The 22,409-nt window shown below is 61.1% G+C and carries 22 protein-coding genes; 16 read left to right on the top strand and 6 right to left on the bottom strand.

Annotated features, from left to right (window positions below):
• Positions 1-272: 272 nt before the first annotated feature.
• Complete coding sequence (locus K6N12_RS03800; protein ID WP_054185277.1) at positions 273-1,307, top strand: LacI family DNA-binding transcriptional regulator; 1,035 nt, start codon at positions 273-275, stop codon at positions 1,305-1,307.
• A 2-nt stretch (positions 1,308-1,309) separates the two neighbouring features.
• Here K6N12_RS03800 and K6N12_RS03795 read toward each other — a convergent pair whose 3' ends face one another.
• The gene (locus K6N12_RS03795) at positions 1,310-2,263 is read right to left on the bottom strand and encodes an alpha/beta hydrolase (RefSeq protein WP_097627982.1); all 954 of its coding nucleotides are present in this window, start codon (positions 2,261-2,263) and stop codon (positions 1,310-1,312) included.
• Positions 2,260-3,396, bottom strand: a complete 1,137-nt coding sequence (locus K6N12_RS03790; RefSeq protein WP_097627981.1) for a Gfo/Idh/MocA family protein — start codon at positions 3,394-3,396, stop codon at positions 2,260-2,262. Before K6N12_RS03790 ends, K6N12_RS03795 begins: the two co-directional genes overlap by 4 nt.
• A gap of 227 nt (positions 3,397-3,623) precedes the next feature.
• On the opposite strand from K6N12_RS03790, the gene K6N12_RS03785 reads away from it, so the two are divergent.
• Positions 3,624-4,442, top strand: a complete 819-nt coding sequence (locus K6N12_RS03785) for a sugar phosphate isomerase/epimerase family protein (RefSeq protein WP_097627980.1) — start codon at positions 3,624-3,626, stop codon at positions 4,440-4,442.
• An 88-nt stretch (positions 4,443-4,530) separates the two neighbouring features.
• Here the strand turns inward: K6N12_RS03785 and K6N12_RS03780 are convergent, their stop codons facing one another.
• Entirely contained in the window at positions 4,531-5,292 is a 762-nt protein-coding gene (locus K6N12_RS03780) for a DeoR/GlpR family DNA-binding transcription regulator (RefSeq protein WP_097628134.1), read from the bottom strand.
• Positions 5,293-5,539: 247 nt separating this feature from the next.
• Between K6N12_RS03780 and K6N12_RS03775 the strand changes: the two genes are divergently transcribed.
• From K6N12_RS03775 to K6N12_RS03740, 8 genes are all read left to right on the top strand, one after another.
• Positions 5,540-6,340, top strand: a complete 801-nt coding sequence (locus K6N12_RS03775; RefSeq protein ID WP_064844122.1) for a beta/alpha barrel domain-containing protein — start codon at positions 5,540-5,542, stop codon at positions 6,338-6,340.
• A gap of 3 nt (positions 6,341-6,343) precedes the next feature.
• Positions 6,344-7,285: a PfkB family carbohydrate kinase gene (locus K6N12_RS03770; protein ID WP_097627979.1), complete on the top strand. Its 942-nt coding sequence runs from the start codon at positions 6,344-6,346 to the stop codon at positions 7,283-7,285.
• 328 nt (positions 7,286-7,613) lie between these two features.
• The gene (locus K6N12_RS03765) at positions 7,614-8,759 is read left to right on the top strand and encodes an ABC transporter ATP-binding protein (protein ID WP_097627978.1); all 1,146 of its coding nucleotides are present in this window, start codon (positions 7,614-7,616) and stop codon (positions 8,757-8,759) included.
• A gap of 54 nt (positions 8,760-8,813) precedes the next feature.
• On the top strand, positions 8,814-9,890 hold the full coding sequence (locus K6N12_RS03760; protein ID WP_097627977.1) for a Gfo/Idh/MocA family protein: 1,077 nt from the start codon (positions 8,814-8,816) through the stop codon (positions 9,888-9,890).
• The gene (locus tag K6N12_RS03755; protein WP_097627976.1) at positions 9,890-10,735 is read left to right on the top strand and encodes a sugar phosphate isomerase/epimerase family protein; all 846 of its coding nucleotides are present in this window, start codon (positions 9,890-9,892) and stop codon (positions 10,733-10,735) included. Before K6N12_RS03760 ends, K6N12_RS03755 begins: the two co-directional genes overlap by 1 nt.
• A complete protein-coding gene (locus K6N12_RS03750; RefSeq protein WP_097627975.1) occupies positions 10,732-11,541 on the top strand; it encodes an alpha/beta fold hydrolase in 810 nt (269 codons plus the stop codon). The genes K6N12_RS03755 and K6N12_RS03750 overlap by 4 nt, the downstream gene beginning before the upstream one ends.
• Before the next feature lie 4 nt (positions 11,542-11,545).
• Positions 11,546-12,247, top strand: coding sequence for a ribulose-phosphate 3-epimerase (locus tag K6N12_RS03745; protein ID WP_097627974.1), 702 nt, complete (start codon positions 11,546-11,548; stop codon positions 12,245-12,247).
• 12 nt (positions 12,248-12,259) lie between these two features.
• Entirely contained in the window at positions 12,260-13,225 is a 966-nt protein-coding gene (locus K6N12_RS03740; protein WP_097627973.1) for an ROK family protein, read from the top strand.
• Between the two features lie 39 nt (positions 13,226-13,264).
• On the opposite strand, the gene K6N12_RS03735 is transcribed toward K6N12_RS03740, so the two are convergent.
• Complete coding sequence (locus K6N12_RS03735) at positions 13,265-14,278, bottom strand: substrate-binding domain-containing protein (protein ID WP_054185265.1); 1,014 nt, start codon at positions 14,276-14,278, stop codon at positions 13,265-13,267.
• A gap of 269 nt (positions 14,279-14,547) precedes the next feature.
• Here K6N12_RS03735 and K6N12_RS03730 point away from each other — a divergent pair, with 269 nt between their 5' ends.
• The 6 genes from K6N12_RS03730 to K6N12_RS03705 all read left to right on the top strand — a co-directional run bounded on the left by K6N12_RS03730 (position 14,548) and on the right by K6N12_RS03705 (position 20,764).
• Positions 14,548-15,807, top strand: coding sequence for an ABC transporter substrate-binding protein (locus K6N12_RS03730; protein ID WP_097627972.1), 1,260 nt, complete (start codon positions 14,548-14,550; stop codon positions 15,805-15,807).
• A 69-nt stretch (positions 15,808-15,876) separates the two neighbouring features.
• On the top strand, positions 15,877-16,863 hold the full coding sequence (locus K6N12_RS03725) for a carbohydrate ABC transporter permease (protein WP_097627971.1): 987 nt from the start codon (positions 15,877-15,879) through the stop codon (positions 16,861-16,863).
• Positions 16,863-17,693 (top strand): carbohydrate ABC transporter permease, encoded by an 831-nt coding sequence (locus K6N12_RS03720; protein WP_003591439.1) that lies wholly within the window; start codon positions 16,863-16,865, stop codon positions 17,691-17,693. The genes K6N12_RS03725 and K6N12_RS03720 overlap by 1 nt, the downstream gene beginning before the upstream one ends.
• A gap of 10 nt (positions 17,694-17,703) precedes the next feature.
• Positions 17,704-18,729, top strand: a complete 1,026-nt coding sequence (locus K6N12_RS03715; protein WP_131710542.1) for an ABC transporter ATP-binding protein — start codon at positions 17,704-17,706, stop codon at positions 18,727-18,729.
• A 61-nt stretch (positions 18,730-18,790) separates the two neighbouring features.
• On the top strand, positions 18,791-19,576 hold the full coding sequence (locus tag K6N12_RS03710) for a ThuA domain-containing protein (RefSeq protein ID WP_131710543.1): 786 nt from the start codon (positions 18,791-18,793) through the stop codon (positions 19,574-19,576).
• Positions 19,577-19,726: 150 nt separating this feature from the next.
• A complete protein-coding gene (locus K6N12_RS03705) occupies positions 19,727-20,764 on the top strand; it encodes a Gfo/Idh/MocA family protein (RefSeq protein ID WP_097629388.1) in 1,038 nt (345 codons plus the stop codon).
• A gap of 112 nt (positions 20,765-20,876) precedes the next feature.
• Here K6N12_RS03705 and K6N12_RS03700 read toward each other — a convergent pair whose 3' ends face one another.
• A complete protein-coding gene (locus K6N12_RS03700) occupies positions 20,877-21,269 on the bottom strand; it encodes a DUF4112 domain-containing protein (RefSeq protein WP_097629389.1) in 393 nt (130 codons plus the stop codon).
• Between the two features lie 57 nt (positions 21,270-21,326).
• On the bottom strand, positions 21,327-22,400 hold the full coding sequence (locus K6N12_RS03695; RefSeq protein WP_097629390.1) for an alcohol dehydrogenase family protein: 1,074 nt from the start codon (positions 22,398-22,400) through the stop codon (positions 21,327-21,329).
• Between the last annotated feature and the right edge of the window lie 9 nt (positions 22,401-22,409).

Below are 22,409 nucleotides of genomic sequence, written 5' to 3'. Positions count from 1 at the left end.
AAAAAATCGACGTCCGCATGGGTGATGTATCCTTTGCTAAATATTTGATAATAAAACATATTATGAAGCATCGAGGCCGATATTTTTTCGGAGAATTTGTATTGCTTGTGATGCATTTTTTCTTTACTTTCGTAAACAAATGAAAGTTTTCAGCCACCGGCATAGGAGGGGAACAGACGGAGGGAGGCAATTATTTCCTGTTTAGAAAGGCAGTGCCGCCAGTGCGATTATCAAATAGATCCAGCGTGATCATCCCGTCGTTAAGGAACTGAATGGCCAAGAAGAGTTATAAATCGATGGATGATTTCGCGACCGCCTCCGGCGTGTCGCGTCCGACGCTGTCGAAATATTTCAATGATCCCTCGCAGATTAAAGAGGTGACACGCAAACGTATCGAGGCGGCTCTCAAGAAGTCGAATTTCGAGCCGAACCTTTTCGCGCGGCATCTCAATCGCAAACGGACCAGGAATATCGGGATCCTGGTCCCGACCATGTCGGACCCCTTTTATGTGCAGGTCGTGTCGCTGATCGAGCTCGAGTTGCGCGACAAAGGATTTTGGCCGGTCCAGATCTCGTCGCACACGCGGCCGGAACTGGAGGCGGAGGCGGTGCGGACCTTGCTGTCGCTGAAGGTGGCCGGCGCGATCGTGGCGCCGCTCGGGGCCGGTTCGCGCCGCTCCGCGCTGGAAAGGCTGAAAGACGCGATCCCTGTCGTCTGCTTCGACAATCCTGCCAGCGGCGATCTTCCTTACGTCGGCAACGACAACGCCCAAAGCATGGCAGCCATTGTGCAATATCTCTGCCGGTCCGGTGAGCCGCCGATATTCCTGGAAATTCCGCATCTGACGGAAAACGCCGGCGAGCGGCAGGCGAGCTACCGTGCGACCATGACAAGGGAAGGGCATTCGCCGCTGGTCATCGATTGCGACGCACCGCCGTCCTGGGAGTTCGAGCGCCTCGGATACGAGCAGATGCAGAGGATTCTCGCGCGTGGCGGCCTACCGGGCAAAACTCTGCTCTGCGCCAACGACCGCTTCGCTTTCGGCGCCATGGCGGCGGCCTTCGCATCCGGCCTGAAAATCGGCCGCAGCGACGGCTGCGATGTGCGGATTGCCGGGCACGACGACCACCCGCTCAGCCGATATACCTGCCCGTCGCTGACGACGATGGCCCAGAACGCACCGGAGATCGCGGCAAAGTCCGTGGAACTGTTGCTTTCTCATATTGAAAGCGAGGACGAGGGGACTACCCCTTCAACGAACAGGGTGATCCTGGAAGCGACGCTGGTGATGCGCGACTCGGCTTGAGATCAGTCGTCGGTTGCAGTTGAACGGGCCAGCGCAGGGTCCATGGCGCGCCATGCCGTTGCAATGGCTTCAAGAGCCTCCTGGGCCTCCGGAATGGCCCGCCGCTTCGAGACGAAGCCATGGATCTGTCCGGGCCATGTCCGGCTTGTCGCCTGGGCTTCCGAACTGAGCCGCTCGGCATAGAGGGCTCCTTCGTCGAAAAGCACGTCGTGACCGGCAAGGATGACGACGGCGGGCGCCACGCCCGCCAGCGACGCCGCCCGCAGCGGCGAGGCTCGCCAGTCGGACCCGCTTGCGGTGTCCGGCAAATAGTGGTCGCGGAACCATCGCATCGCCGCTGCCGTCAGGCCGAAGTCTTCTGCGTAACGCAAATAGCTGTCGGTTGCCTGCAACTGGTCGGTCACCGGATAGATTAGCACCTGGCCGATGACGGCAGGCACCTGTCCGTCCCGCGCCAGAAGAGCGATGACAGCGGCGAGATTTCCGCCGGCGCTGTCGCCGCCAACGACAATTCGTGCCGGATCGATGCCGAGTGCATCAGCCTGATCCCTCATCCAGATGAGCGTGGCCGCACAGTCCTCGATCGCTGCCGGAAATGGATGTTCCGGGGCGAGGCGATAGTCGGGCGAAACCACGACGGCGCCAGCCATATTGGCAAGGCTCCGGCAGATGTCCTCATGGGTTTCAGGCGCGCCGATTACAAAGCCGCCGCCATGAAGATACAGCAAGGCGGGGGCCTGCTGGCGCGGCGCGGCGCGGCCGCGCCAGATCTTCAAACGGGTTGCGCCGACATGTCTTTCCAGGATCTCCGCCACATCCTCGAGCGGCCACTGGATATCTGCGAAACCGTCCAGATACTGTTGCCGCGCCAGCGCCGGCGTACAGCTTTCCACCGGCTCCTGCGACTCGCCGGGCCAGGCCAGTGCGCGTCTTGCGGATTCATCCAGTTGCGTCATGCGAGCAGGCTCCTTGCTTCGTCTTCCCGCAATTCGCTTGGCTGGGCGACAGTATCCGGAATGGTCTGGGCGACACCGGTTTCACCTGCCCGGAGGATTGCTTCCATGACATCGAGCACATGCAGCGCGAGATCGCCTGAAGCACGTGGCGCTCGGCCTTCGATGATGGCGCGGGCGAGCTCGGCAAGGCCAAGCATGCGATAATTGGCGCGGTCCGGTGCCGCGATCGGCCAGTTGACGGCACCGAAGAGTGCGACTGACGTATCGGTTTCCTCCCAAGGCGCGCCACGGTCGGAGAGCGCAATGCGGCCGCCGAAATTGTCGGGGTCGGGCAGGCGCAGCGAGCCTTCGGTGCCATGCAGTTCGATGGGGTGGTTGGAATGGCGGAAGACGTCCCAGGAAGTGCCAAAGGTAACCGTGGCGCCGCAATCGAATTCCAGCAGTGAAAGCACGCTGGTCGGTGTGCCGACTTTGAACGTGGTGCCCTGTTTCGGCCCTTCGGCGGTAATGAGCCGCTCTTCCTGCCCGCTTGTGGCGACGGCCTGCACACGGCGGATCGGCCCCATCAGATTGACCATCATCGTCAGATAATAGGGGCCCATGTCCATCACCGGGCCTGCGCCGGCCTGGTAGTAGAAGCCGGGGTCCGGATGCCAATGCTCCATGCCGCGGCCCATCATGAAGGCTGTTCCCGTCACCGGCCTGCCGATGGCGCCGGCTTCCATCTGCCGCCGGGCATAGCGTCCGGCCGCTCCCAGGAAGGTGTCCGGGGCCGAACCGAGCATGAGATCCTTTTCGGCAGCAGCGCCCACCAGCAGGCGGCCTTCCGCGGCCGTGACGCCGAGCGGCTTTTCGGTGAACACATGTTTGCCCGCCGACAGCGCCCGCATCGACACGTCGAAATGCGCGGCCGGGATCGTCAGGTTGAGGATCAGGTCGATATTCCTGTCGTCGATAAGGGCATCGACCTCTGCTGCCCGCAGGTTGAACTCGGCTGCACGGCGCCTGGCGGCGTCTGCATTGATGTCCGCACAGGCGGTGATTTCGACGCCGCGAAACAGCGGCGCGTTGCGCATATAGGCGAGCGAAATGCTGCCGCATCCCACAACGCCGATCCTGAGTGTCTGTGCCATTGAAGAACCTGACCTTGCCGTTCCAAGCGCGGAGTGCCGCGGATGCACGTTGAATTCGCGAGCAATAAATTATGTTGACGCACGCTAACATTTTCCCCTACGAAATGACAAGACGTTGGGAAGCGTCGCAATTCCCGGAGGCAAAGCCCTTCGTAGGGCCGCGATGATCGCCTGCGTGGAGCTCCTTCGATTTCGGTTGTCATCAACGAATAGGTCAGGACCAAGTTATGCACGATGCTGCGCTGAAGATCGGCTGCCAGACATTCACTTGGGAGATGCTGGGCAAGGGGTGGAGCGGCGGGCCGGACGATCTGGTGCGCGCCATCGCCGATGGCGGATATGCCGGTCTCGAAATCACCGACACGATGATCGGTCACTACGCGCTTAAGCCTGTCGACTTTGCCCGGACGCTTGCGGAGGCCGGTTTGACACTGGTTTCCTTTGCCTTCGGCTCCGCCAGCGGTTTCACGGTGACGGAAAAGATCGCTTCCGATCTGGAGACGGCCCGGCGATGGGTGGATTTCGCGGCGAATTTTCCCGGTGCGATGGTCTCGATGGGATCGGCCACAGTCGTTTCGGATGGGCCGCGCGAGGACAAGTTCGCCATCGCGGCGGAGTGCTATAATCGCGCGACCGAGATCGGACGGTCGGCCGGCGTCGCCGTCGCCGTCCACCCTTCCTCGCACCACAATACGCTGCTCTTCACCAGAGCCGACTATGACCGGCTGTTTGCTCTCCTGGAACCACGCGTGGGTTGGGTGCCGGATACCGGCCATATCCTGCGGGGCGGCCAGGAGATCGGCGATACGCTTTCGGCCTACCGGGACCGTATCCGCTACGTGCATCTGAAGGATGTCGACGCCGGCGGGATCTGGGCGATGCTCGGCGAAGGCGTCTGCCACGTGCCCGCCGTGATTTCGGCAGTTCGGGCGGCGCCGGAGTTTACCGGCTGGATCGTGGTGGAGGAAGAGTCGGGCCATGCCGGAACCGATCCTGCCGCCGCCGTTCGCAAGAATCGCGAGACGCTTCGACGACTGGGGTTTTAGCCGATCTCGTCCCCCTGGCGCCGAGCGCCATAGAGCCGCGGCAAAGCCTCTCCCGGCTCGCTTCTCCCGTGAAGAGAGAGGCTGAAGATCACGCGTAACGGACCTCCACGCCGAGTTTCTCCAGCCGGTGGCGGATGCTGTGCGGCATGTTGCTGTCGGTGATGATCAGGTCGACGCGCGACAGCGAGAAGGCTTTCGAGGAGGCGCCGATATCGAACTTGCTCGAATCCGCCACCAGCACGACGCGCCGGGCCATGCGAACCAGGTTGCGCTTGGTCCGCGCAATATCCTCGGAGACATCGACGACGTCGAAGGCCTGATCGATCGCATGGGCGCTGACGAAGGCCTGGTGGGCGACGAGCCCGCCGACCGCCTTGTCGGAATCCGAGACGATCGTGCTGACGGTGCTGGGAAACACCCGGCCGCCAATCATGTGGACGTCGAGCCCCGGCCGGTACATCAGATGCTGGGCGATGTTCATCGCCGTCGTCGCCACCACGACGTTGTTGACCGGCGGCATCTGCATGGCCACCTGCAGCAGCGTCGAGCCGCTGTCGAAGACGATCGACTGGTTGTCGATGATCTGCCGCGCTGCCACCTGAGCAATGCGCCGCTTCGCATCGAAATTGCGCTGCATGCGCTCCTCGAAGGCTGCGGCCGGCGAGTCGGACGGCAGGGCGATTGCTCCGCCATGCGTTTTGATCAGCTGCTTCTTCGCGTCCATGATTTCGAGATCGGAGCGGATCGTGACTTCCGAAACCTCAAAGAATTCCGCGAGCTGGCGGGTGCGGGCCTGACCGACTCGTTGAAGTTCCAGCATGATCTGCTGCCGCCTCTGTTCTGCAAGCATGTTCGATCCCGGCTGCGGCGCGCCTCGTTGTGATAAGGCGACTTTTGAAAAACGAAAGACAACCGCCTGATGCTGCGGCTTATGCTGCATAAATAGCCTTCAGCAGCAAAAAATGCACGTCAAAAATTCTCTTTCCGCGTGAAAACGAAAGAATTCGAAATATTGAACATTTGTTTGTTTTCGAGTTAGGGTTTTTCAACAACGCCGCCGGCATTTTCGACGCCGCAATCGCAAAGGAAGCATCGCCATGGGTCTCGGAACGAAAGTCCGCCTCGCACGCCTGTTCTCAAACCCATCGGGGCATTTGTTTGGGGGCGCGGTCGATCATTTTGTCGGTTATGGCAATGTTCGCGAGGGCGGGCTTGCCGATCTGCCGGGCGCGCTCAGACGCGTGATGGCGGGAGGCCCCGACTACATCAGCATCCAGCCCGGCGCGGCGCGCCACCTCTGGTCGGATTATGCCGGAAAGGCCGCCCTCGTCATTCAGGGCGGCTGCTTCACCGCCGACGACCGGATTCGCCAACTCATCGCCACTCCGGAAGACGCGGTGCGTTATGGTGCGGACGCGCTGGCCGTCGCCATTCCGGTGCGCGGCGCCACCGAAGGAGAGTATATCCGCTGGCTGACCGACACGGTCAACGCTGCCGCCCGCTTCGAAATGCCGGTCGTCGCCCATGTCTATCCCCGTGATTTCTCCGACGGCGGCAAGATCGTGTTCACCCCGGATGAGATCGCCTATGCGGTGCGCATCGGTTTCGAAGCCGGCGTCGACGTGATCAAGGTCGGCTACACCGGGGATTTCGAATCCTTCCGCGAGACCGTCGCGACCTGCCCGATTCCGGTGGTGATTGCCGGCGGCCCGAAGACCGATACGCTGCTCGGCGCGCTCGTCCAGACATCGGAAGCCTTGCGCGCCGGCGCCAAGGGCGCGGTCGTCGGCCGTAACCTCTGGGGTCACGGCGATACGACCATGGCCGCGCGCGCCTTCAAATTCGTTATTCACAATGGCATGGCGCCGGAGGAAGCGCTGGCGGCCGCCGGTGCTTGAGACGTGTCGCGCCCGCTCCAGGTTCTAGGCTTCGGCGCCCTTGCCATCGATGACATTATCTATGTCGATCGCGGGCTTTCGGCCGGCAAGGGGAAGGTGACGAAACGGGCCACGGACCATGGCGGCAATGTTGCGACGGCCCTTGTTGCCGTCGCTCGGCTTGGCGGGCGCGCCGGCTTTATCGGCTGGCTCGGCGAGGATGCTGCGACCGATCCGGCCGGCGCCGAACTCGAGCGTGAGGGCGTCGACATATCCCTGGCGCCCCGCCACGCCGCTGCCGCGCCGATCCGCTCCGTGATCACCGTCGCTCCTAACGGCGACCGGTTCATAGCCTATGACGACGATGTGCTGCACGGAACATCCGATGCGCTGCCCGATGACGTTTTGATGCGGGCCCCAGTCCTGCTGATCGACGGTTATGCCACGCATTCGGAAAGCGTCGTGGCGCGGGCGCGAGCACTCGGGCTTGCCGTGATAGCCGATATCGAATGGACGGTGGGTGCCGCGACGGACGGGCTCATCGCCTTCGCCGACCATCTGGTGCTGCCACTCGCTTTCGCCAGAGAGTACACCGGTGAAGATGATCCAACGATCATCCTGGAGAAGCTCTGGTCAGCGGAGCGGTCCGCTGTCGTGCTGACCGATGGCGAACGAGGAACCTGCCTCCGCCAGAAAGGCGATCCCACCCGCTGGCTTTTGCCGGCCTATCAGGTCCAGGCGGTCGACACGACCGGCGCCGGCGACTGTTTTCATGGGGCCTACGCTCTTGCCCTTGCCGAGGGCAAAACCCCGCTTGATTGTGTAGCCTATGCCACAGCGGCGGCTGCCATTTCCGTGACCGCACGCGGAGGGCGCCGGGGCCTGCCGGACAACCGGACCTGCCTGGCATGGATGGCGGGGGAAAATGCGCCGGTGCCGCGCCCGATTCCGGGATGCCACGATTAGCGTGCAACTGGTCGGTGTCGAATTTGTGGGCCGCCTGAGCAAAACAACATCTTGATCGCAGGGTTTAAAGGTCCTTAACGGCGACCGCGCTGGCCATAAAAGTTACGCGCGTAAAAATATTTTAGCGCGCATAATAATTCTATTTTTCGGATCAAACGTGATATATTTCAAATGGATACGGTGAGATACCCGACAAGGTGCGCGCGGAATGCGATCGATTCTTTTGTTGACATTGAAGCTCAGGCCTGAGCTTTCTTGTCGAAAGGCTCGGAGGTGGCGGGAAGAGCGCCGGTCGAAACGTGAGCGGTGTGACACGGGAGGATGAGACGTGGCTGTGGTTGTACTGGACAAAATCTGCAAGACCTATGGAAACAGCTACCATGCGATCAAGGATCTGAGCCTGACGATCCATGACGGCGAGTTTCTGATTCTGGTCGGTCCGTCCGGATGCGGAAAATCGACTGCGCTCCGCATGATTGCCGGGCTTGAGGAAATCAGCAGTGGAACCTTGAGCATCGGCGGTCAGGATGTCGTCGATCTTGCGCCCAAGGACCGCGACATTGCCATGGTTTTCCAGAGCTATGCGCTTTATCCGCACATGACGGTGTTCGACAACATTGCCTTTTCGATGAAGCTGGCCGGAAAGACCAAGGCCGAGCGAACCAAGCGCGTTCACGAGATTGCCAAGATCCTGCAGCTGGAAAGCCTGCTCGGCAACAAGCCCGCCCAGCTTTCCGGCGGCCAGCGCCAGCGTGTTGCGATGGGCCGCGCCATGGTCCGTGAGCCCGCGGCATTCCTGATGGATGAGCCGCTCTCCAACCTCGATGCCAAGCTGCGTGTTCAGATGCGCGCCGAAATCGCAAGCCTGCAGCGGCAGTTGGGGGTGACGACGATTTACGTGACGCACGACCAGACCGAAGCCCTGACCATGGGCGATCGCGTCGCGGTGCTGAAGGGCGGCGTGCTTCAGCAGGTGGATACGCCCAAGGCCCTCTATCACCGCCCGGTCAATGCGTTTGTCGCAGGCTTCATCGGCTCGCCGTCGATGAACCTGTTCGAAGGGCGTCTGGAGGGCATGCGGATCCATCTGCCGGGCTTCTCCATCCCGTTGTCCGACGGCGCCTTCGAGCGGGCTCCCGGCCTTTCCGCCTTCGAGGGAAAGGCGCTGATCTTCGGCGTTCGGCCGGAGGACCTCTACGACAGCCGGTTGCCGTCCGGGTCCTCCCATCCGACGATCCCGGTCGTCGTCAAATCGATCGAGGAGCTTGGCTCCGAGTTGATCGTGCATTTGAAAATCGACGCAGTTCGGATCGACTCGGGCGACCCCGACGCCGTCGAAGACCTAAGCGGTGCGGCCAACGCCGTCGCCCGCTTCGAAGCTGTCAGTACGGTCGAGGCAGGCCAATCGATCAATCTGGCAATCGATCCGGCGAAACTTCATTTTTTCCATCCTCAAACCCATGTGGCGCTGTGAAGCGAAGACGAAACCGGCGTTCATCTTCAACATCCGACCTAGAGGGGGTTATCGATGCCAGCAAAACAGGAACGGCGCCTTCGCATCGGCGTATTGGGGGCCGGCCAGATTGCCCAGGCGGCGCACTTCGAGAGCTGCACGAAGGCTGTGAATGCCGATCTCCATGCGATCTGCGACGTCGCCGCGGATCTCCGCGAACGAATGGCGATCACCCATGGAGCGGAAAAAACCTACGACGACTATGACAGGATGCTGGCCGACCCCGACCTTGATGCCGTGATCATCGCCACCGCCGATGCCTTTCACGTTCCGGCCTCGATCCGCGCCCTTCAGGCGGGCAAGCATGTGCTGTGCGAGAAACCCGTCGGTGTCACCGTCGAAGAGTGCCTTGAATTGAAGGCTGAAGTCGAGACGTCGGGAAAGGTGTTTCAGGTCGGGCATATGAAGCGTTTCGACGCCGGGCTTCAGGCGGCGAAATCCTTCATCCGCGACGAGATGGGCGAGATGGTTGCGTTGAAGGCGTGGTATTGCGACAGCACCCACCGCTATCCGATGACCGATGCGGTCCAGCCGCTGATCGTTTCAAGCGCCAATGCGCGAAAGCCCGCTGCCAATCCGAAAGCCGACCTGCGCCGCTACTACATGCTGGCGCATGGCTGCCACCTGATCGACACGGCGCGTTATTTTGCCGGCGACATCGTTGCCGTCACCGCGCGCCTGTCCGAGCGGGCCGGCATCTGGTGCTGGTTCGTCGATGTGGAGTTTGCCTCCGGCACGCTCGGCCATCTCGATCTCACCGTCCAGGTGCGCATGGACTGGCACGAAGGTTTCCAGATCTATGGTAAGAACGGCAGCATTTTGGGCAAGACCTATAACCCCTGGTACTACAAGACCAGCGAAGTCGACATTTTCCGGGAAGCCGACGGCGCGACCCATCGCGTTCTCGGCGCCGACGGTCATTTTTATCGCCGTCAGGTCGAAGGCTTCGCCCGCACCATTCTGGATGGCGCAGTGATGGAAGGTGCCGACATCGATGATGGCCTGGCCTCCGTCCGGGCTATGGTCGCCGTCGCGCGTTCTGCCGAAAGCGGCAAACCGGTCGCGCTGGCTGATGTCACGGGTGGCGTGTGATGAAGCTCGGCATCTTCGCAAAGACCTTCGAGGGAATGGAACCGGTAACCGTTCTCAACTCGGTCGCCGCGGCCGGGTTCACCTGCGCGCAATACAATATGGCCTGCTCCGGCCTTCCGCCGATGCCGGAGATCATCACGGAAGCCCAGGCCCGTTCGGTTGCCGAAGCGGCGCGCGAGAGCGGCGTCGAGATTGTCGCCGTTTCCGGCACCTTCAACATGATCCACCCGGATCCTGCCGTTCGCGAGGCCGGCCTTCGCAACTTGGCGACTCTGGCCGAGCGCAGCGCCGGCATGTCGACGACCTTGATCACGCTCTGCACCGGCACACGCGACCCCATCGATCAGTGGACGGCGCATGCCGACAACAATACGCCGGAGGCCTGGCAGGATCTCCTCGAGGCCATGGGGGCGGCCATCGAGATCGCCGAGCGCTACGAGGTCGATCTCGGCATCGAGCCCGAGCTTGCCAATGTCGTCGACTCGGCTGAGAAAGCCCATCGGCTGATCACGGCACTGAAGAGCCCCCGCATCAAGATCGTGCTCGATCCGGCCAATCTCTTCGAGGTCGCGACGCTGGATGAGCAGCGGAGCATCGTGTCTTCCGCCATCGACCTTCTGGCCGATCGGATCGTCATGGCGCATGCGAAAGACCGCAATCCGGACGGTAGTTTCGCGACCGCCGGCAAGGGTGTCCTCGACTACACGCATTATCTCGGCCGTCTCAAGGCGATTGGTTTTAACGGCAGTCTCGTCACGCATGGTCTTTCGGCCTCGGAGGCGGCCGGTGTAGCGGCCTTCCTGAAGAATATCCTCAATGGTCATTCTGCGGGGGCAGGAAGATGAGACGGGTTCAACCGTTCGAAACTAGCGACGGGGTCACTCTCAATGTGGATATGGCGGGCGAGGGTGCGTCTGTCATATTCCAGCATGGCCTATGCGGAGACGCGGCGCAGACCGATGAAGTCTTTCCGCTCGACGCGGGGTTTCGCCGGGTTACGATCGAAGCGCGCGGCCACGGACACTCCCAAGCCGGCAATCTGGAGCGGTTGTCGATCGCGACCTTCTGCGATGATATCGCCGCCTATATCGAGAAGAACCTTACGCCGCCGATCATGATCGGCGGCATCTCGATGGGTGCGGCGATCGCCTTGCGTCTCGCGGTCAAGCGGCCCGATCTCGTCAAGGCTCTGATCATCGCAAGGCCGGCCTGGCTGACGGCACCCGCGCCGGAGAATATGGCGCCCAATGCCGAAGTCGGGCGGCTTATGAAAACTCTGCCACTGGGCGAGGCAAAGACCACGTTCCTGGCAGGACCGATAGGCGTGCGGCTCGCCGCCGAGGCGCCGGACAATCTGGCCTCGCTTGCCGGCTTTTTCTCGCGCACGCCTCTGGATGTGACCGCCGAAATGCTGACCAGGATTTCCAACGATGGTCCTGATGTGACCGATGATGAAGTCGGCAATCTCGCCCTTCCGACGCTGGTCATCGGCCATGATCGCGACAGCATTCATCCTCTTGGTCACGCACGCGCTCTTGCCGCGCGGATTGCCGGCGCGCGTTTCGTGCAGATCACGCCGAAAACCGAGAGCCGTCCGCAATATGTCGCCGACTTTCGGCTTGCCGTCGGCAACTTTCTGAAGGAGCTTTGAAACGATGCCTACCCCCTCCAAGACCTGGATCGACGATCTTCCGAAGGATCGGCTGATTGCCGAATTCTCCGTCTGGTCGGCCGATCTCATGCGTCTCGCCGATGATCTCGGACGTGTCGATCCTCATGTCGACATCCTCCATATCGATGTCGCCGATGGCCATTTCGCGCCGGCGATGTTGTTTTTCCCCGATCTCGTGGCCGGCGTGCGCAAAGTCTCCACGCGCCCCATCCATGTTCACTTGATGGTTGCCGATAGCATCATCCTGTCGCAGATCGAGCAGTTCGCCGATGCCGGCAGCGACCTGATCAGTCTTCATGTCGAAAACGAAAGCGTCGCGAACGAGGCTCTCGATCTTCTCGATCGCCGCGGTGTCGCAGCCGGCATGGTTCTCAAGGTCGATACCCCGGTCGAGCGGATCGAGAGATACGCTTCCCGGCTGCGTTTCGTGACGCTGCTTGGCACGGCGATCGGCGTAAAGGGCCAGGGCCTCGACGAGAAGGCCGGCGCCCGGCTTCAACAGGCAAAGCGGATCATCGCCGGCTGCGGTGCGGCCGATCGGATCGTGCTGGCGGCCGATGGCGGCATTCGCGAGCACACTGTGCCTCTCTTGCGCCAATCCGGCGCGGAAACGGTGGTTCTCGGTTCCCTGGCTTTCAATGCGCCGTCGCTCGATGAGCGAATGGCATGGATGCGCGCGCTCTAACGGGTGGTTCACATGCAGCAGGTTGCCATTGGTATAGACCTCGGCGGAACGCAGGTGCGCGCTGCCCTTGTCGACGAGCAAGGCAGGATCCTGACGCGTTTGGCCGAACCAACGGATGCGCTGGCCGGCCCCGACCGGGTGCTCGCCCAGATTTGCGGCCTCGCCGATCGGCTGCTTGCAGCATCGAAGCCTGCTTCGGTGGTGGGCGTCGGCGTATCCGCCCCGGGCCCGCTCGATACGGTCGCCGGTGTCGCAACCGATATTCCGACCCTTCCGGGCTTCGTTGATTTTCCGCTGAAGGCAGAGTTGCAGAAGCGGTTTGCGTTTCCGGTCGATCTCGAAAACGACGCCATTGCCGCGGCGATCGGCGAATGGCAGTTCGGTATTGGCAAGGGCCTTGATAACCTCGTCTATGTCACGGTCAGCACCGGGATCGGCGGCGGCGTTATCTCGGACGGTCGCGTGGTGCGCGGTCGCAAGGGCATGGCCGCCCATGTCGGCCACATGTCGGTCGTGCCGAACGGCGAGCTTTGCCCTTGCGGCAACAGGGGCTGTTTCGAGGCCTATGGATCCGGGCCGGCTTTTGCGCGGCGCGCGCAAATGCGGGCGGTGGAAAGCCGAGAGACGACGATAGGCAGCGGTGGCGGCACCATCGACAGCCGCAGCGTTTTTGCGGCGGCTAGATATGGCGATCGTCTCGCAAATCAACTGGTCGACGAGGAAGCGGAGGTTCTCGGTCGCGGCTTCACCAGCCTGATCCACATCTTCAGTCCCGATATCATCGTCATGGGGGGAGGGCTCTCCCACGAATTCGAACGTCTGCAACCGGGCATTCAAGCCTATATCAGCCAGTGGGCAATGCCGGCATTCAAGGATGTCAAGGTGATGCTGGCGGCATTGGATCAGAACTCGGGCCTTGTCGGCGCGGCGGCTCTGGCATTCTTGGCGGGGAAGGTCGCTCCGATCGATCATCTTTAGAAGACACTCGGGTTCTGTACGCGTCGAGAGGTTGCTCCGTCAGGGCGGTGGGGCGGTACTTTCCCTGAGAATCAGTTCGACCGGCCACAATTCATGGACCTCATCCGCGGCACGTCCGGCAATAAGCTGTAGCGTTAACTCAGCACAGCGCGTGCCCGCAGCACGCATCGAGGATCGCGTTGTCGAGAGCGACGGCACCATGTTTTCGGCCGTCAGATAAGGGAAGACGTCGTCATGGGCGATGACCGAGACATCCTGTCCCACCGTCATCCCAAGCGAACGGACGGCGCGGTAAACACCAAGCGCCGTCATCGTGGAGCCCGCGACGATGGCGGTCGGCGCATTCGCTCTCTCGAGGAAGGAGCGGGCATGGCGAAAGCCGCTTTCGTCGGAAAATTTATCGCAGACCATCAGGTTGGGATCGGCAGTCAGCCCACGCTCTTGATGCGCCAGCCGAAAACCCTGCTCGCGGTGGATCGAATAGGTCTTGCCCCTGAGGCCGTTGATCATGGCGATGCGCCGGTGCCCGAGGTCGAGCAGGTGTTCGGTGGACCTGCGCACAGCATTTTCATTATCGATATCGAGCCAGGCGTGAACGTGCTCGGTCTCCGAGCGGCCGTGAACCAGGAAAGGCACGCCGAGGCTGTTCAGCATCTCGATCCGAGGGTCCCGGGGACGTGGCGAATGAATGATCACTGCATCCACCCGGCGGCTTTCGACCAGGCGTCGATAGGCCTGGATCTCGTCGTCATCATTGTGCGCGGTGATGGGCGTGATGAGAATATCCGTATCGGCCGTTTCCAGGCGCTGCGCCATTCCCGACACGAATTCCGCGAAATGAATTTCTCCTGAACGTCCCATCATAACGCCTATCGCTCCGGCTCGTCCGGTCTTTAGCCGCACGGCATTGATATCGGGGCGATAGCCAAGCCGCATTGCTTCGCTTGCAACCCTGGCGCGCGTGGCTTCGCTCACCTCTGGGTAGCCGCTGAGCGCACGGCTGACCGTCGTCGGAGAAAGCCCAAGCTGCTTTGCAAATTCACGAAGTTTCATCGGATGTCTTCTTTATCTAGGCAATCAATGGACGATGCTTTGGCGATGCGCAACGGGTAAGCGCCTAATTCAGCGGCGATTGAAATCGATTTCAATACGGCCGACTTGGGGCATCGCCTGCAGACACCAGAAATTGCCTCTTAAGCTGTATATGATGCCATGATTGATATGTTGTACAACTGTGAAGTGCTGATTTGTCGGCTTGACGCCGCCAAGGCCTTCTGCAATGTTCTGCGGGCCAAATCGATTTCAATTTCTGGGAGGAGATCATGAAACAGTTTGCCTTAGCCTTATCCGCGCTCGCCGTCGCGGTCGCCGGCCCGATCCGCGCCGCCGAAATTTCGTTCGCCGCCAACACCACCGGGAAAAGCATCGAATTTCTTCAGAAGCAGGTGGCGGTTTTCGAAAAGAACACCGGCAATCATGTCAAGCTCGTCACCATGCCATCATCGAGCAGCGAGCAGTTCTCCCAATACCGCCTGTGGCTTGCGGCCGGAAACAAGGACATTGATGTCTATCAGACCGACGTGATCTGGGCGCCGCAGCTTGCCGACCAGTTCATCGATTTGAAGGAGGCAACCAAAGACGTGGTCGGCCAGTTCTTCCCGTCGATCATCGCGTCGCAGACCGTCAATGGCCGGCTCGTGGCGCTGCCGTTGTTTACCGATGCTCCGGCGCTGTTTTACCGAAAGGACCTGCTCGACAAATACGGCAAGCAGCCGCCGAAGACCTGGGACGAGATGGCCGCCACCGCCAAAGAGGTTCAGGATAAAGAACGTCAGGCCGGACAGAAGGACCTCTGGGGCTACGTGTTCCAGGGCAATTCCTACGAAGGGCTGACCTGCAACGCGCTGGAATGGGTGAAGTCGTCGGGCGGCGGCCAGATCGTCGAGACGGACGGAGCGATCTCCATCAACAATGAGAAGGCGGCTGCAGCACTCGAGCGCGCCAAGGGCTGGATCGGCACGATCTCACCGCCAGGCGTGCTCGCCTATCAGGAAGAAGAATCGCGCGGCGTCTGGCAGACCGGCAACGCCGTCTTCATGCGCAACTGGCCCTATGCCTATTCCCTCGGCAATGGTGCCGACAGCGCCGTTAAGGGCAAGTTCGACGTGATGACGCTACCGGTCGCAGCCGCCGGCGACAAGCCGTCTTCGACGCTCGGCGGCTGGAATCTGGCGGTGTCGAAATACTCCGAAAAGCAGGAAGCGGCCATCGCGCTGGTAAAATTCCTGGCGTCGAAGGACGTTCAAAAGGCGCGTGCCGTCGAGCTGTCCAATTTGCCAACGCTGACGGACCTTTATGACGACAAGGATGTTGCCGCGGCACAGCCCTTCATGCCGAACTGGAAGCCCATCTTCCAGGACGCGGTGCCGCGCCCTTCGGCGACGGCCAAAGTCAAGTACAATGAAGTGTCCTCGAAGTTCTGGACTGCAGTCCACAATACACTGTCCGGCAGCGGCTCAGCTGCCGAGAACCTCGAGCTTCTCGAAGCCGACCTGACGACCCTCAAGGGCGACGCCTGGTGACTATCGGGACCGGCGGCTGTCAAGCCGTCGGTCCGGTCTTCGGCCTGAGTCAATGAGGAGGGGCGTTTCATGACAGAAATCGTAGTTCCACAAGCGATTGAACCAAGGGTTTCCAAGCTCAGAGCCTCTACGGAGCTGCAATCCGAACGCATTCGCTCTGCCTGGGTGTTTCTGGCGCCGACGCTGTTGATCCTGGCGATCGTCGCCGGATGGCCGCTGTTCAGAACAATCTATTTCAGCTTTACCAATGCGTCCCTCAACGACCTTGGCAACGCGCAGTTCGTCGGCTTTTCCAATTATCTGTCGTGGGTGACGCTGAAGAGCGGAAGAACCGTCTATCGCGGGCTGCTTGCCGATCCGGTCTGGTGGCATGCTGTCTGGAATACCGCCAAGTTCACCGTCCTTTCGGTCCTGATCGAGACCGTGCTCGGGCTGATCGTCGCCCTGGTGCTGAATGCCCGGTTCGTCGGACGCGGGGTCGTACGGGCCGCAATCCTCATTCCTTGGGCGATCCCAACGATCGTCTCGGCCAAGATGTGGGCTTGGATGCTCAACGACCAGTTCGGTATCTTGAATGAGATTCTGCTCGGCTTCGGCCTGATCAGCGAGAAGATCGCCTGGACCGCCAATCTGGAAACGGCAATGATCGCCGTTTTGGTCGTCGACGTATGGAAGACGACGCCTTTCATGGCGCTTCTGATCCTTGCGGGACTGCAGATGGTTCCGAGCGACATCTATGAAGCCGCCAAGATCGACGGCGTCAATCCGATCAAGGTGTTCTGGCGTCTGACGCTGCCACTGATCCGGCCGGCTATCATGGTTGCCGTGATCTTCCGGATGCTGGATGCGATGCGCATCTTCGATCTGATCTATGTCCTGACGCCCAACAATGCGCAGACGAAAACCATGTCGGTGATGGCGCGCGAGAACCTGTTCGACTTCGACAAGTTCGCCTACGGCGCCACCGCCTCAACGGTGCTTTTCCTGATCATCGCCTCCGTCACCGTCCTTTATATGTGGCTCGGCCGCGTCAAGCTCGGTGGGGAGGAACGCTGATGCTGCTTTCGATCACCAAGAATACGCTCTTCTACCTGCTCGTCACGATCATCGTCATCATTGCGGTGTTTCCGTTCTACTATGCCATCCTGACGAGCCTGAAGACCGGCACGGCGCTTTTCCAAGTCGATTACTGGCCGACCTCGATCTCTTTCGCCAACTACACTTCCGTGATGGGCCAAGGCGGGTTCGTTCGCAGTCTTGCGAACTCCGCGATGGTCGCCTGCGTCGTGGTTTCCGCATCGCTGTTGCTTTCGATCACCGCCGCATTCGCGCTAGCGCGGGTGAATTTCCGCGGGCGGGCGCTGTTGATGCTGACCATCCTTTCGGTGTCGATGTTTCCGCAGATCGCTGTTCTTGCCGGCCTCTTCGAACTCATTCGCTGGTTCGGCATCTTCAACACGCCTTTCGCGCTGATCTTCTCCTACATGATCTTCACCCTGCCGTTCACCGTCTGGGTGTTGACGACCTTCATGCGGGAATTGCCGATTGAGATCGAGGAGGCGGCGATCGTCGATGGCGCGTCGCCATGGGTCATCATCACCCAGGTGTTCATGCCGTTGATGTGGCCGGCGCTGGTGACGACGGGGCTGCTTGCTTTCATCGCCGCGTGGAACGAGTTCCTTTTTGCGCTGACATTCACATCATCGGATACGCAGCGGACCGTCCCGGTGGCCATTGCCCTGCTGTCGGGCAACAGCGAATTCGAGATCCCCTGGGGCAACATCATGGCGGCGTCGGTCATCGTCACCGTCCCGGTTGTCGTGCTTGTTTTGATATTCCAGCGCCGGATCATTTCGGGACTGACCGCCGGCGGCGTCAAAGGTTGAGGGAGTAGACATGGCAGAGATCCGACTGGAGAACATCCGCAAGAGCTTCGGTGCTTTCGAGGTGATCAAGGGCGTGACGATGGACATCCGCAGGGGTGAGTTCATGGTGTTCGTGGGGCCGTCGGGATGCGGCAAGTCCACGCTGCTCCGGCTTATCTCCGGCCTGGAGGACATTACGTCAGGAACCCTCTCCTTTGACAGCACGACGGTGAACCAGCATGCGCCATCGAAGCGAGCGATCGCCATGGTGTTCCAGTCCTACGCGCTCTATCCGCATATGACAGTCTTCGACAACATGGCTTTCGGCATGAAACTGTCCGGGCGCACCAGAGACGAATGCCGCGAGCGTGTTGAAGAGGCGGCCGGTATGCTGCAGCTCTCACCCTATTTGGATCGCTTGCCGCGCCAGCTTTCCGGCGGACAGCGTCAGCGCGTGGCAATCGGCCGGGCGATCGTCCGCGATCCCAAGGTCTTTCTTTTCGACGAGCCGCTGTCCAACCTCGATGCGGCGCTTCGCGTTGCGACCAGGCTGGAAATCGCCAAGCTTCATCGCAGCATGCACAACACGACGATGATCTATGTGACCCATGATCAGGTCGAGGCGATGACGCTCGCCGATCGGATCTGCGTGTTGAGAGACGGCGTCGTCGAGCAGATCGGTACGCCGCTGGAGCTTTACGAAAGCCCCAATTCGCTCTTCGTGGCCGGCTTCATCGGTTCGCCGAGAATGAACTTCCTGTCGGGCGAGCTGGCACAGCCCTATGACAGCCATACAATCGGCGTGCGCGCAGAGCATGTTCGCATCACGGCCGAGTCGCCGGTTTGGAGCGGCACGGTCATCCATTCGGAAATCCTCGGCTCCGATAGCTTCGTCTATATGGATATCGGGGCGGATGAGCCGCTCATCGTGCGGGAGGCCGGTGTCTCCCGTCACGAGCCAGGCCAGACGCTTGGCCTTGCACCGCTTGCCGGCCATGTCCACCGCTTCGACCACTCAGGCCGGGCGCTGGAGCGGGCATCCCTGCAGGCTGCCTGATCTTCCCAGGGTCGATGCTCTTCCCAAGGCTCGATCCGTTTAACCACCAGGAGTGAACAACGTGACCATTCGCACCATTGTCTGGGGTGAAAACATCCATGAGAACACCAATGCAATCGTCCGGGGGATCTACCCTGAGGGCATGCACACGACGATCGCCAATGCGCTGAATAGCGATCCCGGCATTTCAGCGACGACGGCGACGCTGCAGGAGCCGGAACACGGCCTCAGCGAAGCCCGGCTTGCCGAAACCGACGTGCTGACCTGGTGGGGCCACAAGGATCACGGCGCTGTCTCCGACGTCGTCGTCGAGCGCGTCGCCAAGCGCGTCTGGGAAGGCATGGGCCTGCTTGTGCTGCATTCGGGCCATTTCTCGAAAATCTTCAAGCGGCTGATGGGCACGCCCTGCGCGCTGAAATGGCGCGAGGCGGGCGAGCGTGAGCGGCTGTGGACGATCAATCCACGCCATCCGATCGCCGCCGGCATCGGCGAGCATTTCGAGCTCGAGAACGAGGAGATGTATGGCGAACAGTTCTCGGTACCGGAGCCGCTCGAAACGGTGTTCATCTCCTGGTTCCAGGGCGGCGAAGTGTTCCGCTCCGGCCTGACCTGGCGGCGCGGCGCCGGCAACATCTTCTACTTCCGCCCCGGCCACGAGACCTATCCGACCTATCACGACGCCACCATCCAGAAGGTGCTGATCAACGGCGTCAAATGGGCGTACAACCCGCAAGGGTCGTTGACTGGCATTACCGACGCCCCAAATGTGCCGGTAGAAAAGGCCCTGGAGCCGATCGTCGAACGCGGCCCGAAACTGCATCAGGCCGGCGAAGCCGGTTACCGCTGAGGAGCTGAGACACCTTATTCGCGTGGACGCCAAGGCAGGGGATTGGCCCGGAAGAAACGGGTCGATCTCTTTCTTGGCAAGAGCGTCGGGCGCTTGCGAAAAGACGACCGATTCTGCTGCCAATAATTCGACAAACAAATGAGGACAAAGATGCGCTTGATCATTCTCGGAACCGGAGGATGGGCAAATACCCATGCCATGAATTTCTCGGAAATCGCCGGCGTCAAAATTGTTGCCGCCGTCGATACGGACGAGGTCCGGCTGCGGGCTTTCGCGCTCAGGCATGCTATCCCGCTGACGTTCACATCGCTCGATGATGCCCTTGCCTGGGGGGAGTTTGACGCCGTGACCAATGTGACGCCGGATCGCGCCCACTATTCCACGACGATGAAATTACTTCGCGCCGGCAAGCATGTGCTCTGCGAGAAGCCGTTGGCGGTGAACTACCGCGAGGCCAAGGAGATGGCCGACGCCGCAGCTGCCTCCGGCAAGGTCACGATGGTAAACCTGACATATCGCAACGTGGCGCCGCTGCAAGCAGCGCGCAAGATGGTGCTGGACGGGCGTCTCGGCGCGATCCGGCACTTCGAAGCCTCCTATCTCCAAAGCTGGCTGGTCTCGAAGGCCTGGGGCGACTGGACCAAAGAGTCGCAATGGCTCTGGCGGCTGTCGACGAAACACGGCTCCAATGGTGTGCTTGGTGATGTCGGTATCCATATTCTCGACTTCGCGGTTTTTGCCGCCGGAAGCGACGTCAAGGCGGCGGCATCGCATCTTAAAGTGTTCGACAAAAGCCCTGGTAACCGGATCGGGGAATACGACCTCGATGCAAATGACAGTTTCTTGATGATGGCTGAACTCGAAAACGGCGCGGCTGGCGTCATCCATGCAACGCGATGGGCGACCGGCCATCTGAACGAATTGCGCCTGCGCCTGCACGGAGACAAGGGTGCGCTGGAGGTGGTGCATACGCCCGAGGGCTCGACGCTGAGGACCTGTGAAGGTGCCGACGCCGATAAGGCAATCTGGCGCAAGATCGAGGTCGAACCGGTCATCACCAATTTCCAGCGATTTGCAAACGCCGTGCGAAAAGGACAGCCGGACGAGCCAGGTTTCGGCCACGCTGCCAAGCTGCAATTTGTTCTCGATCACGCGGTGAAGACGGCGGGTGCTTTGACTGAGCTTTAAAGCCCTTTCAGATTGAACCATTCTGTTGGCTCTAACGGAGCGCGATGGTCGATCGGCGTCGCGTCTCGTGGAGGCTCCTCGCCAACGGAACAGCAGGGGGCGGCCGACCGCGTCAAATTCTGCGGTTCAGCTGGTCTTCGTTCACGCCGAAATGGTCGAGAATGATGCCGACGTTGCGGCGATGAGACTTGAAATAGACGTCGAAGAGATCGCCGATCAGCGGAACCGTGCCGCAGGCGGCGTCGACACCGAGATTGGCGGCCATGCGGGCGAGTTTATGGCCAGGAAGGCCAAGCCGTCTTGCCTCGTCGATGATGAAAAGACCGATCAGGGATCCGGCAACATCCCCGATGGCCGGGATGAGTCCGAGGACCGAGTCGGCGCCGATCCGGACGCCGATGATCGGCAATCGAACCGCCGTATCCATCAGACGGGCTATGCCGACAGCGCGCCGAATTCGCCCGAGTTCGGCAGAAGTGAGGTATGTCGTCTTGCCTGTGTCCATGGCCGTGAAACGCCGCAAAGCCGATAAGGTTCGGCGGCGCGCGTGATCGGATCGCGCTTATCTCTTGTCCGGAACCACGACCAGTTTGCCGACAAAATTTTTCGCCATGAAATCGCTCTGGGCGCGGTGGAATTCCGACAGCGGATAGACGCCGCCAACGAGAGGCCGGATCTTCCGGCTTTCGATATATCCGACGAGCCGGCGGAAGTCGGCGCGGCTTCCCTGGCTGGAACCATGCAACTCCAATTGTTTGAGATACATGGTCCTGAGGTCGAGCTGGACGACCGGGCCGGCGATGGCGCCGGCCGTCGTATAGCGGCCTTCCGGGCGCAGGATCTTCAAGAGGTCGTTGAACAGCGGCCCGCCGACGAGATCGGCGACGACGTCGATCGGCTGGCCACGGCTGGCGGAATGGACGGCTTCGACCAGATCGCCCTTGCCGCGAGTCACCACAGCCTCGGCACCGATCTCAAGCATCGCCGCCTCCTTGCCGGGACCGGCGACCGCGATTGGGATGGCGCCGCGGGCGCGCGCCAGCTGGATGATCGCCGAGCCGACGCCGCCCGAGGCGCCGGTGACGAGGACACGTTCGCCGGCGGCAAGCCTTGCCCGCTCCAGCATGCGCTCGCCGGTCAGATAGGCACAGCAGAAGGTGGCCAGTTCGACGTCGGTGAGATCGGTTGCAACGACATGGGCGTTCTCGGCCGGCAGGACCATATATTCGGCATAACCGCCGTCGCGGCCATGGCCCATGTAGTCGATGTCGGCAAGGCTGTCGTCGTCGCGGTTGTAGATCGAAAAATCGACCATGACACGTTCGCCGATGCGTGCCGGATCGACGCCGGCACCGACGCCGACGATATCGCCGACCGTATCGGTGCCCTGAATGCGCGGGAAGCTCAGCGTATTGCCCTGCCGGCGCCAGGTGGAAACGGCGGATGGATCGTCCTCTGTACCGTAGGCGCCCTGGCGTACCCAGACGTCGGTGTTGTTCATGCCGCAAGCGGTGACGCGGATCAGAACCTCTCCGTCGGCAGGCGTCGGAACGCGCACGTGCCTGTCATAAACGAGCTTGTCCAACCCGCCATGACCGGTGAGCAGAACGGCCGCCATCTTTTCGGGGATCATCATGCCGCGCTC

This window comes from Rhizobium redzepovicii (genome assembly GCF_019793435.1).
In the GTDB taxonomy this organism is placed as follows: Bacteria; Pseudomonadota; Alphaproteobacteria; order Rhizobiales; family Rhizobiaceae; genus Rhizobium; species Rhizobium redzepovicii.
This window is presented reverse-complemented; position numbering and strand designations above follow the sequence as displayed.